The sequence below is a fragment of the Pseudomonas persica genome (assembly GCF_900291015.1).
In the GTDB taxonomy this organism is placed as follows: Bacteria; Pseudomonadota; Gammaproteobacteria; order Pseudomonadales; family Pseudomonadaceae; genus Aquipseudomonas.
On the sequence record NZ_OLKL01000018.1, the window covers coordinates 64,013 to 79,081 of the forward strand.

The following is a 15,069-nucleotide window of genomic DNA, read 5'->3' on the forward strand; positions in this document are numbered from 1 at the left end:
ATGTCTGCACGCCTGATCTATGTAATGGACCCGATGTGCTCCTGGTGCTGGGGTTTTGCGCCAGTGGCCGCGGCTCTGATCGCCCAGGCGCGTGAGGCAGGTGTGCCGACCCGCCTGGTGCCGGGCGGGTTGCGTACCGGCGGCAGTGCCCTGGACAGTTCTACCCGCAAGTACATCCTCGAACACTGGCAGGCGGTGGCCGATGCCACCGGCCAGCCGTTCCGCTTCGAGGGGGCCATGCCCGACGGCTTCGTCTACGACACCGAGCCGGCCTGCCGTGCCCTGGTCACCGCCCGCGAGCTGGACGCCGAGCGTGTCTGGCCACTGCTGGCGCTGATCCAGCGCTCGTTCTACGAGCAGGGCGTGGATGTGACCGTTGCCCCGCATCTGGTCGAGCTGGCCGAACAGGCAGGCTTCGACCGTGCCGTGTTCGCCGAGGCCTTTGCCCGTGCCGACACCCGCGCCGCCACCGCAGCCGATTTCAGCTGGGCCCAGGACCTGGGCATCGCCGGTTTCCCGACCCTGCTGGCCGAACGCAATGGCCAACTGGCCCTGCTGACCAACGGCTACCAGCCGCTGGAGCGCCTGCAACCCTTGCTCGGCCGCTGGCTGCAGCAGGCCGCCTGTGCTTGATGTACCTGGGTCACCCGACCCGGTGCCGGGCAAGCCTCACAGTGCGGCCGATCGACTGAGCTGGGCGGAAATCCGCCGCCTGGCCCTGCATCACAAGAAAAACCTCTGGTCAGCCAACCTCATCGCCGTATTGGCGGCCTGCTGCAGCGTGCCCATCCCGCTGCTGCTGCCGCTGCTGGTGGACGAAGTGCTGCTGGGCCATGGCAATGCCGCGCTGAAGTGGATGAACCACCTGCTGCCGTCCAGCTGGCAGGTGGCGGCCGGCTACATCGGCCTGATGTTGCTGCTGACCCTGTGCCTGCGCCTGGCCGCCCTGGCGTTCAACGTGATCCAGGCCAAGCTGTTTGCCGGCCTGGCCAAGGACATCGTCTATCGCCTGCGCATTCGCCTGATCGAGCGGCTCAAGCGCATCTCGCTGAAGGAATACGAAAGCCTGGGCAGCGGCACGGTGACCACCCACCTGGTCACCGACCTGGACACCCTCGACAAATTCGTCGGCGAAACCCTCAGCCGCTTCCTGGTCGCCATGCTGACCCTGACCGGCACGGCGGCCATCCTGATCTGGATGCACTGGCAGCTGGCCTTGCTGATATTGCTGTTCAACCCGCTGGTGATCTATTTCACCGTGCAGTTGGGCAAGCGCGTCAAACACCTGAAAAAGCTCGAGAACGACAGCACCGCGCGGTTTACCCAGGCGCTGGCGGAAACCCTCGACGCCATTCAGGAAATTCGCGCCGGCAACCGCCAGGGCTACTTCCTCGGTCGTCTCGGCCTGCGCGCCCGCGAAGTGCGAGACTACGCCGTGGACTCGCAATGGAAGAGCGATGCCAGCGGCCGTGCCAGTGGCCTGCTGTTCCAGTTCGGTATCGATATCTTCCGCGCCGCAGCCATGCTCACCGTGCTGTTCTCCGACTTGTCGATCGGCCAGATGCTGGCGGTGTTCAGCTACCTGTGGTTCATGATCGGCCCGGTGGAGCAGTTGCTCAACCTGCAATACGCCTATTACGCCGCCGGTGGTGCGTTGAGCCGCCTCAACGAACTGCTGGCGCGTGCCGACGAGCCGCAGTACCCGGCCGCCAGCGATCCGTTCGCCGGCCGCGAGACGGTGGGCATCGAAGTGCGTGACCTGCGCTTTGCCTATGCTGACGAGCCGGTGCTCGAGCACCTCGACCTGTCCATCGCCCCGGGCGAGAAGGTGGCGATCGTTGGTGCCAGCGGTGGTGGCAAGAGCACCCTGGTGCAGCTGTTGCTGGGCCTTTATAGCGCCCAGGCCGGCACCATCCGCTTTGGCGGTGCCAGCCTGCAGGAAATCGGCCTGGAAACCCTGCGCGAAAACGTCGCGGTGGTGTTGCAGCACCCGTCGTTGTTCAACGACACCGTGCGCGCCAACCTGACCATGGGCCGTGACTGCAGCGACGAAGCCTGCTGGCAGGCGCTGCATATCGCCCAGCTGGATGCCACCATCGCCGCCTTGCCGCAGGGCCTGGACAGTGTGGTGGGGCGTTCCGGCGTGCGCTTGTCCGGTGGCCAGCGCCAGCGCCTGGCCATTGCCCGCATGGTGCTGGCCGAGCCCAAGGTGGTGATCCTCGACGAAGCCACCTCGGCCCTGGATGCGGCCACCGAATACAACTTGCACCAGGCCTTGGCGCGCTTCCTCAGCGGCCGTACCACACTGATCATCGCCCACCGCCTGTCGGCGGTGAAACAGGCCGACCGGGTTCTGGTATTTGACGGCGGGCATGTGGCCGAGGATGGCGACCACCAGCAGCTGATTGCCGAGGGTGGGTTGTATGCCAAACTTTATGGGCACCTGCAGCAGAGCTGATCCCTCGAAGGCCGCTCCCACAGGGCCAGTACAGGCCATGTGCAAACCACCCCTTTCTGTCATAAAAAACCCAACCGCAAGGGTGGCAAATCGCCTACGCTGTGCTTGTCTGGGTTGATTTGCGCCTCATCTGCTCTGTGACAGGGACTCCATGAAGGGACATCGCACTCTAGAAGCGCCAAAGTTGCTTGGCATCACCTGGCCCTTCATCGCCGTTGTGATCTTCCAGGTAGCCTTGGGCAGCCTCAGCCTCTACACGCTCTCGGCCGTGCGTGCCTATGTCGCGGGCGAAAGCCTGTGGTCCAAGGCGCAGAAAGACGCCATCTACTACCTCGACCTGTACGCCGAAACCCGCGACGACAGCACCTACCAGCGCTATCGCCAGGCTATCACCGTGCCCCAGGGCGACCACCAGCTGCGCGAGGTGCTCGACCAGCCCATCCCTGACCTGAACGCCGCGCGCCAGGCCGTGCTGCAAGGCGGCAACCACCCCGACGATGTCGAGCGGATCATCTGGTTCTACCGCAACTTTCGCAACGTCAGCTACATGCAGACGGCCATCGATTTCTGGGACATCGGCGACGACTACCTGGGCAAGCTGGATATGCTGGCCTTGGAAATGCGCAGCAGCTTCGCCGCTGGCCCGGTCGACGCCCGCACGGTCAGCGACTGGAAGGCGCGCATCGTCACCATCAACGAAGGGGTAACGCCGGCTGCCAGGGCGTTCAGCGATGCCTTGGGCGAAGGCTCGCGTATGCTGCTGCGGGTGCTTATGATTACCAACCTGCTGACCGCGATGTTTCTGATCGCCATTGCCTGGCGCCGCTCCAGCAAGCTGCTGGCCCAGCGCCAAGCCTTTGCCAGCGCCCTGCAGGAAGAAAAGGAGCGGGCGCAGATCACCCTGCAGGCCATTGGCGATGCAGTGATTACCGCTGATGTGGAGGGCAGTATTGGCTACATGAACCCGGCCGCCGAGCAACTGACCCACTGGCAGACCGGCCAGGCCCAGGGCCTGCCGCTGTCGGCGCTGTTCCGCCTGGTGGACGAGCAGGCTGAGGAAGACGGCCGCAGCCTGGTCGAGCAGGTGCTCAGCGGCAGCCTCAAGGGCGGTGCCGAGCATGCCCGGCTGATCCAGCGCCTGGACGGTAGCACTGTGTCGGTCAACCTGGTCGGTTCGCCGATCGTCAGTGATGGTCAGGTCAGCGGCATTGTGCTGGTGCTGCACGACATGACCCAGGAGCGCCAGTACATCGCCAACCTGTCCTGGCAGGCGACCCACGACGCCCTGACCGGCCTGGCCAACCGTCGCGAGTTCGAATACCGCCTGGAGCAGGCGCTCAATGACCTGGCGCGCCAGGCCGGGCGGCATTCGCTGATGTTCCTTGACCTCGACCAGTTCAAGCTGGTCAACGACACCTGCGGGCATGCCGCCGGCGACGAGCTGCTGCGGCACATCTGTGCCGTGCTGCAGTCTGGCCTGCGCGAAGGTGACACCCTGGCCCGGCTGGGTGGTGACGAATTCGGCGTGCTGTTGGAAAACTGCCCGCCCGACCAGGCCGAGCGCATCGCCGAGCAGTTGCGCCAGCTGGTGCAGAGCCTGCATTTCGTGTGGAAGGGGCGGCCGTTCGTCACCACCGTCAGCGTTGGCCTGGTGCACATGGCCCAGGCCCCCGGCACCCTCGAGACCTCGTTGCGTGCTGCCGACATGGCCTGCTACATGGCCAAGGAAAAGGGCCGCAACCGCGTGCAGGTGTACCATGCCGACGACAGCGAGCTGTCCATGCGTTTTGGCGAAATGGCCTGGATCCAGCGCTTGCACGTGGCCCTGGAGGAAAACCGCTTCTGCCTGTACGCTCAGGAAATCGCCCCGCTGAAAGCCTTCGAAGGCCCTGGCCATATCGAGATCCTGCTGCGCCTGCACGACGAAAGCGGCCGTACCATCCTGCCCAGCAGCTTCATCCCGGCGGCCGAGCGTTACGGCTTGATGACCGCGCTGGATCGCTGGGTGGTGCGCAATGTGTTCAAGGTCATTCGCCAGTGCCTGGACGAAGGGCGCGAGGGTCCGCTGTCGATCTGCGCGATCAACCTGTCGGGGTCGAGCATTGGCGACGACAAGTTCCTCGAATACCTGCAACGCCTGTTCGGCGAATATGCCGTCCCGCCGCGGATGATCTGTTTCGAAATCACCGAAACCAGCGCCATAGCCAACCTTGGCAGCGCCATCCGCTTCATCAATGAGCTGAAGGGGCTGGGTTGTCGCTTCTCGCTCGATGATTTCTGCGCCGGCATGTCGTCGTTCGCCTATCTCAAGCATTTGCCCGTGGATTACCTGAAGATCGACGGGAGTTTCGTCAAGGACATGCTCGACGACCCGATCAACCGGGCCATGGTCGAGGTCATCAACCACATCGGTCATGTAATGGGCAAGCGCACCATTGCCGAATTCGTCGAAACACCCTTGATCGAGCAGGCCTTGCAGGAGATTGGCGTTGATTACGCCCAGGGCTACCTGATTGAACGCCCCCAGGTGTTCACCAGTGACAGTCTGCAGCGCCAACGGATCGCCACCCGGCCTCTGTTGCAGCGGGCACCTGGCACGTTTCGTTAGCTAGAGATCGCAAGGATCAAGGAGCTCAAAGTGATTGATGCATTCGTTCGTATCGGCCCTCTGATGGACCCTGCAAGCTACCCCCACTGGGCCCAGCAACTGATTGAAGATTGCCGCGAAAGCAAGCGCCGGGTCGTGGAGCACGAGTTCTACGCACGGCTGCGCGATGGCCAGTTGAAGCAATCGACCATTCGCCAGTACCTGATCGGTGGCTGGCCGGTGGTGGAGCAGTTTTCGCTGTACATGGCGCACAACCTGACCAAGACCCGCTATGGTCGGCACCAGGGCGAGGATATGGCGCGGCGCTGGTTGATGCGCAATATCCGGGTCGAGCTCAACCATGGCGACTATTGGGTCAGCTGGGCCCAGGCGCATGGCGTGCACCTGCATGAATTGCAGGCGCAGAACGTCCCGGCCGAGCTGAACGGCCTGAACGACTGGTGCTGGCGTGTGTGTTTCACCGAAAACCTGGCCATCTCCATGGCGGCGACCAATTACGCCATCGAAGGCGCGACCGGAGAATGGTCGGCGGTGGTGTGTTCCAGCGACACCTATGCGCTGGGCTTTCCGGAGGATGAGCGCAAGCGGGCGATGAAGTGGCTGAAGATGCATGCCCAGTATGACGACGCACACCCATGGGAGGCGCTGGAGATCATTTGCACCCTGGCCGGTGAGAACCCGACGCTGGGGCTGCGTACCGAGCTACGCAGGGCGATATGCAGGAGCTATGACTGCATGTACCTGTTCCTGGAGCGGTGCATGCAGCTGGAAGGGCGCCAGCAGGAACGTAGGCGCCCGGCGTTGGCGGTGGGCTGATCGTTCGTCTGTATCGGCCTCTTCGCGGGTAAACCCGCTCCCACGGGAGAGTCACCGTCCATGAGGGCAGTGCAGTACCTGTGGGAGCGGGTTTACCCGCGAAAGGGCCGGTACAGGCAAACCTTCACTGGGCGTTGAACGCCTGCCCGTTCACTCCTTTGCTGTCCGGCCCCATCAGGTACAGGTACACCGGCATGATCTCTTCCGGCAGCGGGTTGTTCTGCGGGTTTTCGCTGGGATAGGCCTGTGCCCGCATCGCCGTGCGCGTGGCGCCGGGGTTGATGCTGTTGGAGCGCACCGGCGCCACGCCTTCCAGTTCATCGGCCAGGGTTTGCATCAGGCCTTCGGTGGCGAACTTCGACACGCCATAGGCACCCCAATAGGCCCGGCCCTTGCGCCCGACGCTGCTGCTGGTGAACACCACCGAAGCGTCTTCCGACAGCTTCAGCAGCGGCAGCAGGGTGCTGGTGAGCATGAAGGTGGCATCGACGTTGATGTGCATCACGCGCATGAAGTTGTCACCCGACAACTGCTCCAGCGGCGTGCGCGGGCCGATGATCGAAGCATTGTTCAGCAGGCCGTCGAGGCGGCCGAACTGTTCCTCGATCATCACCGCCAGTTCATCGTACTGGTGAGGCAGGGCGGTTTCCAGGTTGAACGGGATCACCACCGGCTGCGGGTGCCCGGCGGCTTCGATCTGGTCGTAGACCTCGTTGAGGTTGGCCTCGGTCTTGCCCAGCAGCAGCACGGTGGCGCCCAGCGCAGCGTAGGCCTTGGCGGCAGCGGCGCCGATGCCGCGGCCGGCACCGGTAACCAGGATGACCCGGCCTTGCAGCAGGTCGGGGCGGGCGGTGTAGTCGAACATGGTAGGTCCTTCGAGTTCGTTGGCGCGGCACCGTCCCCTGTAGGAGCGGGTTTACCCGCGAATGCGTACGATCAGGCGCCGGTGTCGCCTGGGCTGACGCATTCGCAGGTGAAACCCGCTCCCACAGGGGCCGTGCTGCGGTCTAGACGGGAATCAGCAGCCGCACAGCGCGCTGTCGATCACTTTGCGCAGTTCCAGCGGGTGGTCCACCACCACATCGGCGCCCCAGTTGTTGGGGTTGTCCTCTGGATGAATATAGCCGTAGCGCACTGCCGCCGTGCGGGTACCGGCGTCGCGGCCAGACTCGATGTCGCGCAGGTCGTCGCCGACGAACAGCACGCTGGCCGGGTCCAGGCCCAGGGTCTTGCAGGCCAGGATCAGCGGCTCGGGGTCGGGCTTGCTGTTTTTCACGTGGTCCGGGCAGATCAGCAGCGCCGAACGTTCGGCCAGGCCCAGTTGCTGCATGATCGGCTCGGCGAAGCGCACCGGCTTGTTGGTGACCACACCCCACAGCAGGTTGCCTTTCTCGATGTCGGCCAGCAGCTCGGCCATGCCGTCGAACAGCTTGCTGTGCACCGCGCAGTCGCGCTGGTAGCGCTCGAGGAACTCCAGGCGCAGGGCCTCGAAGCCTTCGGCCTCCGGGCTCATGGCGAAGGTGGCGGCGACCATCGCCCGGGCACCGCCGGAGATCACGTCGCGGATCAGTTTGTCATCGACGGCCGGCAGGCCGCGCTCGGCGAGCATCGCCTGGCAGATGGCGATGAAGTCCGGCGCCGTGTCGAGCAAGGTGCCGTCCATGTCGAAGAGTACTGCTTGCAAGCGCATGCTCATTCCTCGCGCAGGGTCTGGATCATGTAGTTGACGTCAACGTCGCTGCTGAGCTTGTAATGCTTGGTCAGCGGGTTGTAGGTCAGGCCGATGATGTCCTTCACCTGCAGGCCGGCAACGCGGCTCCAGGCGCCCAGCTCGGACGGGCGGATGAACTTCTTGAAGTCGTGGGTGCCGCGCGGCAGCATCTTCAGGATGTACTCGGCGCCGACGATGGCCAGCAGGTAGGCCTTGGGGTTGCGGTTGATGGTGGAGAAGAACACCTGGCCACCAGGCTTGACCATGCGGTAGCAGGCGCGGATGACCGAAGACGGGTCGGGCACGTGTTCGAGCATTTCCAGGCAGGTGACCACGTCGAACTGTTCGGGCATTTCCTCGGCCAGGGCTTCGGCGGTGATCTGCCGGTATTCCACCTGTACGCCCGACTCCAGCTGGTGCAGCTGGGCCACGGCCAGCGGCGCCTCGCCCATGTCGATGCCGGTGACCGTGGCGCCGCGCAGGGCCATGGCCTCGCTGAGGATGCCGCCGCCGCAACCCACGTCCAGCACTTTCTTGCCGGCCAGGCTGGCGCGCTCGTCGATCCAGTTGACGCGCAGCGGGTTGATTTCGTGCAGCGGCTTGAACTCGCTTTCGCGGTCCCACCAGCGGTGGGCCAGCGCTTCGAACTTGGCGATTTCGGCGCGGTCGACGTTGCTCATTGAACAGTCCTCTGAAACTTCGCAAAATTGCGCCGGAGTATACCCGAGCGCTCGGCCACGAGGGTCGCTATAATCGCCGGCTTTTGATATCCGAACGACGGGGAGAGGCGATGCGCGAGCGACTTTTGGCGGCGGAGAAGGTGACCGGGATCCGCTGGCAGGGCGGCGTCTTGCACCTGCTCGACCAGCGCCTTCTGCCGTCAGAAGAACGCTGGCTGGCCTGCGACAATGTCGCGCAGGTGGCGGCGGCGATCCGCGACATGGCCGTGCGCGGCGCCTCGGCCATCGGCATTGCCGCGGCCTATGGTCTGGTGCTGGCCCTGGAAGAGCGGCTGGCCGAGGGTGGCGACTGGGAAATGGACCTGGAAGACGACTTCCTCACCTTGGCCGAAGCGCGCCCTACCGCCGCCAACCTGTTCTGGGCGCTGAACCGCATGCGCGAGCGCCTGCAGCGCCTGCGTCCGGATGAGGGCGTGCTGGCGGCGCTGGAGGCCGAGGCGGTGGCCATCCACGAAAGCGACCGCGAAGCCAACCTGACCATGGCCCAGCACGGTATCGAGCTGATCCGCCGCCACCAGGGCAACGCCCAGACCCTGCTCACCTACGGCAATGCCGGCGCCCTGGCCTGTGGTGGCTTCGGCACCGCGCTGGGGGTGATCCGCGCCGGCTACCTGGAGGGCATGGTCGAGCGGGTGTATGCCGGCGAGACCCGCCCCTGGCTGCATGGCTCGCGCCTGACCGCCTGGGAACTGGCCAACGAAGGCATCCCGGTGACCCTGTGCGCCGACTCGGCGCTGGCTCACCTGATGAAGAGCAAGGGCATCACCTGGGTGGTGGTGGGCGCGGACTGCATCGCCGCCAACGGCGACGTTGCCGGCAAGATCGGCACCTACCAGCTGGCGGTCAGCGCCATGCATCACGGTGTGCGTTTCATGGTGGTGGCGCCGAGCACCAGCATCGACCTGAACCTGGCCACGGGTGAGGACATCCTGCTGGAGGAGCGCGCTGCCGACGAGTTGCTGGACATTGGCGGCACCCGCGTGGCGCCGGATGTCGAGGTATTCAACCCGGTATTCGATGTGACCCCGGCCGACCTGATTGACGTGATCGTGACCGAGCGCGGCATCGTCGAACGCCCGGACACTGCCAAGCTGGCGCAACTGATGTGCCGTAAGCGCCTGCACTGATATTTGCAGCGCCAGTGCCGCAGGGATAACCCAAGGCCTGAGGGCGGTGATGTAGCTGTGGGAGCGGGTTTACCCGCGAAGAGGCCGGCACTGGCAGCGAAAATCCCAGGATTCAAACCCGCGTGAGGCCACCTGCCACATCTCCCCACCGCCCCCGCCTTTGTGATAACATCCGGCAGTTTCCAAGACCGCCCACCACAGCGGCCTTCATTGCGCAGATCCATGGCACAACTCATTGATTTGTCGTAAGTCGTCGCACCCTTATGCGCTGCGGCGGCGAGCTTCGTTCGGCCCTTGATGGAGCTGCGAAGTTTCACCAGAAAAAGGAATCAGGCTTCTCATGGGCGAACTGGCCAAAGAAATCCTCCCGGTCAATATCGAAGACGAACTGAGACAGTCTTACCTCGACTACGCGATGAGCGTGATTGTCGGGCGAGCGCTGCCCGATGCGCGTGACGGCTTGAAGCCCGTGCATCGTCGCGTTCTCTATGCGATGAGCGAGCTGGGCAACGACTGGAACAAACCGTACAAGAAATCCGCCCGTGTGGTCGGTGACGTGATCGGTAAGTACCACCCGCACGGCGACACCGCGGTCTACGACACCATCGTGCGTATGGCCCAGCCGTTCTCGCTGCGCTACCTGCTGGTCGACGGCCAGGGCAACTTCGGTTCGGTGGACGGCGACAACGCCGCGGCCATGCGATACACCGAAGTGCGCATGGCCAAGCTGGCCCACGAGCTGCTGGCCGACCTGCACAAAGAGACCGTCGACTGGGTGCCCAACTACGACGGCACCGAGCAGATCCCGGCTGTCATGCCGACCCGTATTCCCAACCTGCTGGTCAACGGCTCCAGCGGTATCGCCGTGGGCATGGCAACCAACATCCCGCCGCACAACCTCGGCGAGGTCATCGATGGCTGCCTGGCACTCATCGACAACCCCGAAGTCACCATCGATGAGCTGATGCAGCACATCCCCGGCCCGGACTTCCCGACTGCCGGCCTGATCAACGGCCGCCAGGGCATCATCGAGGCCTATCGCACCGGCCGTGGTCGCATCTACATGCGCGCCCGCTCCGAAATCGAAGATATCGACAAGGTCGGCGGCCGCCAGCAGATCGTGGTTACCGAGCTGCCGTACCAGCTGAACAAGGCCCGCCTGATCGAGAAGATCGCCGAGCTGGTCAAAGAGAAGAAGATCGAAGGCATCACCGAGCTGCGCGACGAGTCCGACAAGGACGGCATGCGCATCGTCATCGAGCTGCGTCGCGGCGAGGTGCCGGAGGTGGTGCTCAACAACCTCTACCAGCAAACCCAGCTGCAGAGCGTGTTCGGCATCAACGTGGTAGCCCTGGTCGACGGCCGTCCACGCCTGCTCAACCTCAAGGATCTGCTCGAGGCGTTCGTCCGTCACCGCCGTGAAGTGGTGACCCGTCGTACCGTGTTCGAGCTGCGCAAGGCCCGTGAGCGCGGCCACATCCTCGAAGGCCAGGCGGTCGCGCTGTCCAACATCGACCCGGTCATCGCCCTGATCAAGGCCTCGCCGACCCCGTCCGAAGCCAAGGAGGCGCTGATCTCCACTGCCTGGGAATCCAGTGCCGTGCAGGTCATGGTCGAGCGCGCCGGCGCCGACTCCTGCCGCCCCGAGGACCTGCCGGAGCAGTACGGCCTGCGTGAAGGCAAGTACTACCTGTCGCCGGAACAGGCCCAGGCCATTCTCGACCTGCGCCTGCACCGCCTGACCGGCCTGGAGCACGAGAAGCTGCTGGCCGAGTACCAGGAAATCCTCGAGCAGATCGGTGAGCTGATCCGTATCCTCAGCAGCGCCGAGCGCCTGATGGAGGTGATCCGCGAAGAGCTGGAAGCCATCCGCGCCGAATATGGCGATGCCCGCCGCACCGAAATCCTCGATGCGCGTCACGACCTCAACTACGGCGACATGATCCCGGAAGAAGAGCGCGTGGTGACCATTTCCCACGGCGGCTACGCCAAGACCCAGCCGTTGTCCGCCTACCAGGCCCAGCGCCGTGGCGGCAAGGGCAAGTCGGCCACCGGGGTGAAGGACGAGGACTACGTCGAGCACCTGCTGGTTGCCAACAGCCACGCCACCCTGCTGCTGTTCTCCAGCAAGGGCAAGGTGTACTGGCTGAAGACCTACGACATCCCTGAAGCGTCCCGTGCCGCCCGCGGCCGCCCACTGGTCAACCTGCTGCCGCTGGAGGAGGGTGAGCGCATCACCGCCATGCTGCAGATCGACCTCGAGGCCCTGCAGCAGAATGCTGGCGCCGACGAAGAGCTGGAGGATACGGAAGACACCGTGCTCGAAGGCGAAGTGGTCGAGGCCGAGGAAGTCGATGAGGAAGACGGCGACACCCCTGAGTGGGTGGCCGAGCCGACCGGCGCCTACATCTTCATGGCCACCGCTTCGGGTACCGTGAAGAAGACCCCGCTGGTGCAGTTCGCCCGTCCGCGCTCCAACGGCCTGATCGCCCTGAAGCTGAAGGAAGGCGACACCCTGATCGCCGCGGCCATCACCGACGGTGCCAAGGAAGTCATGATGTTCTCCGACGCCGGCAAGGTGATCCGCTTCGCTGAAAGCGTGGTGCGCGAGATGGGCCGTAACGCCCGTGGCGTGCGCGGCATGAAGCTGGGCAAGGGCCAGCAGATCATCTCCATGCTGATCCCGGAATCCGGTGCGCAGATCCTCACCGCCTCCGAGCGTGGCTTCGGCAAACGCACCCCGCTGTCCAAGTTCCCGCGTCGCGGCCGTGGTGGCCAAGGCGTGATAGCCATGGGCACCAAGGGGCGCAACGGCCTGCTGATCGGCGCCATCCAGGTGCAGGAAGGCGAAGAGATCATGCTGATCTCCGACCAGGGCACGCTGGTGCGGACCCGCGTTGGCGAAGTGTCCAGCCTGGGCCGTAACACCCAGGGCGTGACCTTGATCAAGCTGGCTACCGACGAGACACTGGTGGGCCTGGAGCGTATCCAGGAGCCGTCCGAGGAAGAGCCCGATGATGTGATCGGGGCCGACGAGGAGGGCGTCGAGGCTGACGCACCGGATGCTGAAGCTGCTGGCGCCGAAGAGGTCCCGCAGGAGTAAGCAAGCGTAAAACCCGAACGGGGCGACCAAGGTCGCCCCGTTTGACTGATTACAGTTGGCAACGTCCTCAAGGGCGGTGCAATACCCTGTGGGAGCGGGTTTACCCGCGAAGAAGACACCGCGGTGCATGGCAAGGGCTTCGCCCTTGTTCGCGGGTAAACCCGCTCCCACAGGGTACCCGGCAGCATTGAAGAATTGTTCTATTTGGCAGAGCGAGAGTGGATGTGAGCAAACGAGCCTTTAACTTCTGCGCAGGCCCTGCCGCGCTTCCTGACGCTGTTCTGCAGCGCGCCCAGGCCGAGATGCTGGATTGGCGTGGCAAGGGCTTGTCGGTGATGGAAATGAGCCATCGCAGCGACGATTACGTGGCCATCGCCGAGAAGGCCGAGCAGGACCTGCGTGACCTGCTGTCCGTCCCCTCCAACTACAAGGTGCTGTTCCTGCAGGGCGGTGCCAGCCAGCAGTTCGCCGAAATCCCGCTGAACCTGCTGCCGGAAAACGGCACCGCCGACTACATCGAGACCGGCATCTGGTCGAAAAAGGCCATCGAGGAAGCGCGCCGTTTCGGCAACGTCAACGTCGCCGCCAGCGCCAAGCCCTACGACTACCTGGCCATCCCGGGTCAGAACGAGTGGAAGCTGACCGAGAAGGCCGCCTACGTGCACTACGCGTCCAACGAGACCATCGGTGGCCTGCAGTTCGACTGGGTGCCGGAAACCGGTGACGTGCCGCTGGTGGTCGACATGTCGTCCGACATCCTCTCGCGCCCGATCGACGTGTCGCAGTACGGCCTGATCTACGCCGGCGCGCAGAAGAATATCGGCCCAAGCGGCCTGGTGGTGGTGATCGTGCGCGAAGACCTGCTCGGCCACGCCCGCAGCAGCTGCCCGACCATGCTCGACTACAAGGTCTCGGCCGACAACGGCTCGATGTACAACACCCCGGCCACCTACTCCTGGTACCTCTCGGGCCTGGTGTTCGAGTGGCTGAAAGAGCAGGGTGGCGTCGAGGCCATGGAGCAGCGCAACCGTGCCAAGAAAGACCGCCTGTACGGCTTCATCGACAACAGCGAGTTCTACACCAACCCGATCAGCCACAACGCCCGTTCGTGGATGAACGTGCCGTTCCGCCTGGCTGACGAGCGCCTGGACAAGGCCTTCCTCGCCGGCGCCGATGCCCGTGGCCTGCTCAACCTCAAGGGCCACCGTTCGGTAGGCGGCATGCGCGCCTCCATCTACAACGCCCTGGGCCTTGACGCAGTCGAAGCCCTGGTGGCCTACATGGCCGAATTCGAGAAGGAGCACGGCTGATGTCCGAGCAGGAACTGAAGGCGCTGCGCGTTCGCATCGACAGCCTCGACGAGAAGATCCTCGAGCTGATCAGCGAGCGCGCCCGTTGCGCCCAGGAAGTGGCCAAGGTCAAGACCGCCTCGCTGGCCGAGGGCGAAAAACCGGTGTTCTACCGCCCCGAGCGTGAGGCTGCCGTGCTCAAGCGCGTGATGGAGCGCAACAAGGGTCCGCTGGACAACGAAGAGATGGCGCGGCTGTTCCGCGAAATCATGTCGTCGTGCCTGGCCCTGGAAGAGCCGCTGAAAATCGCCTACCTCGGCCCTGAAGGCACCTTCACCCAGGCTGCGGCCATGAAGCATTTCGGCCACGCGGTGATCAGCCGGCCGATGGCGGCCATCGACGAGGTGTTCCGCGAAGTGGCGGCCGGTGCCGTCAACTTCGGCGTGGTGCCGGTGGAAAACTCCACCGAAGGCGCTGTCAGCCACACCCTGGACAGCTTCCTCGAGCACGACATGGTGATTTGCGGCGAGGTCGAGCTGCGCATCCACCACCACCTGCTGGTGGGCGAGAACACCAAGACCGACAGCATCACCCGCATCTACTCCCACGCCCAGTCGCTGGCCCAGTGCCGCAAGTGGCTGGACGCGCACTACCCGAACGTGGAGCGCGTGGCTGTGTCGAGCAACGCCGAGGCGGCCAAGCGGGTCAAGGGCGAGTGGAACTCGGCGGCGATCGCCGGCGATATGGCGGCCAATCTGTATGGTTTGACCCGCCTTGCCGAGAAGATCGAAGACCGCCCGGACAACTCCACGCGCTTCCTGATGATCGGCAGCCAGGAAGTGCCGCCGACCGGCGACGACAAGACCTCGATCATCGTTTCGATGAGCAACAAGCCGGGTGCCTTGCACGAGCTGCTGGTACCGTTCCATCAGAACGGCATCGACCTGACCCGCATCGAGACCCGCCCGTCGCGCAGCGGCAAGTGGACCTACGTGTTCTTCATCGACTTCGTCGGCCACCACCGCGACCCGCTGATCAAGGCGGTGCTCGAGCAGATCAGTCAGGAGGCCGTGGCGCTGAAGGTGCTGGGGTCGTATCCGAAGGCGGTGCTTTGATCGAAGATTGCCGGGGCCGCTTCGCGGCCCATCGCCGGTAAGCCAGCTCCCACAGGTACAGCGCAAGCCATGAGATTTGTACGGTCACTGTGGGGCTGGCTT

General features: G+C 64.4%; 11 protein-coding genes. 8 read left to right on the top strand and 3 right to left on the bottom strand.

What is annotated here, in order from left to right; genetic code table 11:
- The 4 genes from FQ664_RS09140 to FQ664_RS09155 all read left to right on the top strand — a co-directional run bounded on the left by FQ664_RS09140 (position 1) and on the right by FQ664_RS09155 (position 5,882).
- Positions 1 to 633 carry a DsbA family protein gene (locus FQ664_RS09140; RefSeq protein ID WP_063911613.1) on the top strand — a complete coding sequence of 211 codons (633 nt, stop codon included), beginning with the start codon at positions 1 to 3 and terminating at the stop codon, positions 631 to 633.
- Positions 626 to 2,458, top strand: coding sequence for an ABC transporter ATP-binding protein (locus FQ664_RS09145; protein ID WP_144171647.1), 1,833 nt, complete (start codon positions 626 to 628; stop codon positions 2,456 to 2,458). Before FQ664_RS09140 ends, FQ664_RS09145 begins: the two co-directional genes overlap by 8 nt.
- Before the next feature lie 151 nt (positions 2,459 to 2,609).
- A complete protein-coding gene (locus tag FQ664_RS09150) occupies positions 2,610 to 5,066 on the top strand; it encodes an EAL domain-containing protein (protein ID WP_144171648.1) in 2,457 nt (818 codons plus the stop codon).
- Positions 5,067 to 5,096: 30 nt separating this feature from the next.
- Positions 5,097 to 5,882: an iron-containing redox enzyme family protein gene (locus FQ664_RS09155; RefSeq protein ID WP_144171649.1), complete on the top strand. Its 786-nt coding sequence runs from the start codon at positions 5,097 to 5,099 to the stop codon at positions 5,880 to 5,882.
- A gap of 124 nt (positions 5,883 to 6,006) precedes the next feature.
- On the opposite strand, the gene FQ664_RS09160 is transcribed toward FQ664_RS09155, so the two are convergent.
- From FQ664_RS09160 to ubiG, 3 genes are all read right to left on the bottom strand, one after another.
- Positions 6,007 to 6,747: a YciK family oxidoreductase gene (locus FQ664_RS09160; RefSeq protein ID WP_144171650.1), complete on the bottom strand. Its 741-nt coding sequence runs from the start codon at positions 6,745 to 6,747 to the stop codon at positions 6,007 to 6,009.
- 153 nt (positions 6,748 to 6,900) lie between these two features.
- Positions 6,901 to 7,572, bottom strand: a complete 672-nt coding sequence (mupP, locus tag FQ664_RS09165; protein WP_046615545.1) for an N-acetylmuramic acid 6-phosphate phosphatase MupP — start codon at positions 7,570 to 7,572, stop codon at positions 6,901 to 6,903.
- A 2-nt stretch (positions 7,573 to 7,574) separates the two neighbouring features.
- Positions 7,575 to 8,273 (bottom strand): bifunctional 2-polyprenyl-6-hydroxyphenol methylase/3-demethylubiquinol 3-O-methyltransferase UbiG, encoded by a 699-nt coding sequence (gene ubiG, locus FQ664_RS09170; RefSeq protein WP_025338098.1) that lies wholly within the window; start codon positions 8,271 to 8,273, stop codon positions 7,575 to 7,577.
- A 110-nt stretch (positions 8,274 to 8,383) separates the two neighbouring features.
- Between ubiG and mtnA the strand changes: the two genes are divergently transcribed.
- The 4 genes from mtnA to pheA all read left to right on the top strand — a co-directional run bounded on the left by mtnA (position 8,384) and on the right by pheA (position 14,967).
- Complete coding sequence (gene mtnA / locus FQ664_RS09175) at positions 8,384 to 9,460, top strand: S-methyl-5-thioribose-1-phosphate isomerase (RefSeq protein ID WP_144171651.1); 1,077 nt, start codon at positions 8,384 to 8,386, stop codon at positions 9,458 to 9,460.
- A gap of 340 nt (positions 9,461 to 9,800) precedes the next feature.
- Positions 9,801 to 12,563, top strand: coding sequence for a DNA gyrase subunit A (gene gyrA / locus FQ664_RS09180; protein ID WP_144171652.1), 2,763 nt, complete (start codon positions 9,801 to 9,803; stop codon positions 12,561 to 12,563).
- A gap of 224 nt (positions 12,564 to 12,787) precedes the next feature.
- Entirely contained in the window at positions 12,788 to 13,873 is a 1,086-nt protein-coding gene (gene serC / locus FQ664_RS09190; protein ID WP_144171653.1) for a 3-phosphoserine/phosphohydroxythreonine transaminase, read from the top strand.
- Positions 13,873 to 14,967 carry a prephenate dehydratase gene (gene pheA / locus FQ664_RS09195; protein WP_144171654.1) on the top strand — a complete coding sequence of 365 codons (1,095 nt, stop codon included), beginning with the start codon at positions 13,873 to 13,875 and terminating at the stop codon, positions 14,965 to 14,967. The genes serC and pheA overlap by 1 nt, the downstream gene beginning before the upstream one ends.
- The last annotated feature ends 102 nt before the right edge of the window (positions 14,968 to 15,069 follow it).

What these genes read in the sequence shown, in the direction of transcription:
- FQ664_RS09140 (WP_063911613.1), top strand. Translation starts at nt 1, where the DNA reads ATGTCTGCACGCCTGATCTATGTAATGGACCCGATGTGCTCCTGGTGC.
- FQ664_RS09150 (WP_144171648.1), top strand. Translation starts at nt 2,610, where the DNA reads ATGAAGGGACATCGCACTCTAGAAGCGCCAAAGTTGCTTGGCATCACC.
- FQ664_RS09160 (WP_144171650.1), bottom strand. Translation starts at nt 6,747, where the DNA reads ATGTTCGACTACACCGCCCGCCCCGACCTGCTGCAAGGCCGGGTCATC.
- mupP (WP_046615545.1), bottom strand. Translation starts at nt 7,572, where the DNA reads ATGCGCTTGCAAGCAGTACTCTTCGACATGGACGGCACCTTGCTCGAC.
- ubiG (WP_025338098.1), bottom strand. Translation starts at nt 8,273, where the DNA reads ATGAGCAACGTCGACCGCGCCGAAATCGCCAAGTTCGAAGCGCTGGCC.
- mtnA (WP_144171651.1), top strand. Translation starts at nt 8,384, where the DNA reads ATGCGCGAGCGACTTTTGGCGGCGGAGAAGGTGACCGGGATCCGCTGG.
- gyrA (WP_144171652.1), top strand. Translation starts at nt 9,801, where the DNA reads ATGGGCGAACTGGCCAAAGAAATCCTCCCGGTCAATATCGAAGACGAA.
- pheA (WP_144171654.1), top strand. Translation starts at nt 13,873, where the DNA reads ATGTCCGAGCAGGAACTGAAGGCGCTGCGCGTTCGCATCGACAGCCTC.